Source organism: Shewanella sp. 1180_01, assembly GCF_052850535.1.
Genome location: NZ_VXCT01000156.1, coordinates 1 through 1,000, shown reverse-complemented (window position 1 = coordinate 1,000; position 1,000 = coordinate 1). Strand labels below are relative to the sequence as shown.

Below are 1,000 nucleotides of genomic sequence, written 5' to 3'. Positions count from 1 at the left end.
AACCCCTCTCTATCTCCCATCGCTGCCAATACACCTTGAGCAAATCGTTCACTGGATAAGTGTTGGGGCATAGACATGACGTGATAAACCCTTTGATATCACCTTTGGGTGACGGAATAAGGATAAGGCGGGCTTGCCAGCTCTCCCCCAGATAAGGCGCTTGCTGTTTAGCTTGGGGTGATACCGGCATCTCAACCAGATGGTCATACTCTGAGAATGACTCGATAATTTGATAGCGGGTCTTAGACTTTATCGGGGTTAACCAATGGGTGTTTGCACCGCTTCCTTGCCAGCTGATGAGCAATTCGGCAGACATAAACCCACGGTCAAACAACGTGAGCGAATGCTCGGGAGCTGAGCCAACCAATTGCTGGGCATAGTGAATTTCACTGTGGGTAACAGGCCCTAAAGCCGCATCAGAAAGTAAGTGGCTACGCGTAGACATTAAGGTGACCGCCAGCACAGAGGGAAAAGAAGCCGTGCTTTGTGCAAAGCCAAAGTGATGGTTTTCTTCAGTGTTATGCGTCTTAAAATACGTCCCATCAACACTGAGCAATTTCAATCCCGCTATCTCATCAAATTCGCACTGTGTTTCCCACTGTGCAGCGGCTGTTTTGAACAGATAACGCATGGGCTCTGAACCCAACTTTTCTTTGGCTTTGATGATGCTACTGGTCGCCAGTGGCGGGAGCTCCCCCTTGGCGTCGGGAAACGCCAGTGAGAGCGTATCACAGACTTGCTGAATCGAGCGATTACGCATCAAACCAATGCCTAGAACTAACCAAACCGCTTGCTCTGCAGGGAAACGGCGGGTTCGAAGCGATGCCCTGCCAGTTTGTTGCACAGCCTCAGTCACCCAATCCATGGGAACATGTTTGGCGAATACATCAATATCCTGCGATTGGCAAAATTCATCAGTAACGAGTAGCTCTTTAGAAAATTCAGACATAAAAAATCAGCCGCAACTTAGGTTGCGGCTGATTATGAAGCCCTTGAAAGA

At 48.9% G+C, this 1,000-nt stretch carries 1 protein-coding gene; it reads right to left on the bottom strand.

The window, feature by feature from the left end:
* On the bottom strand, window positions 1-949 hold a 949-nt coding region (locus tag FW758_RS24605; RefSeq protein ID WP_446446828.1), incomplete at its 3' end, for an IS4 family transposase.
* Window positions 950-1,000 lie beyond the last annotated feature (51 nt).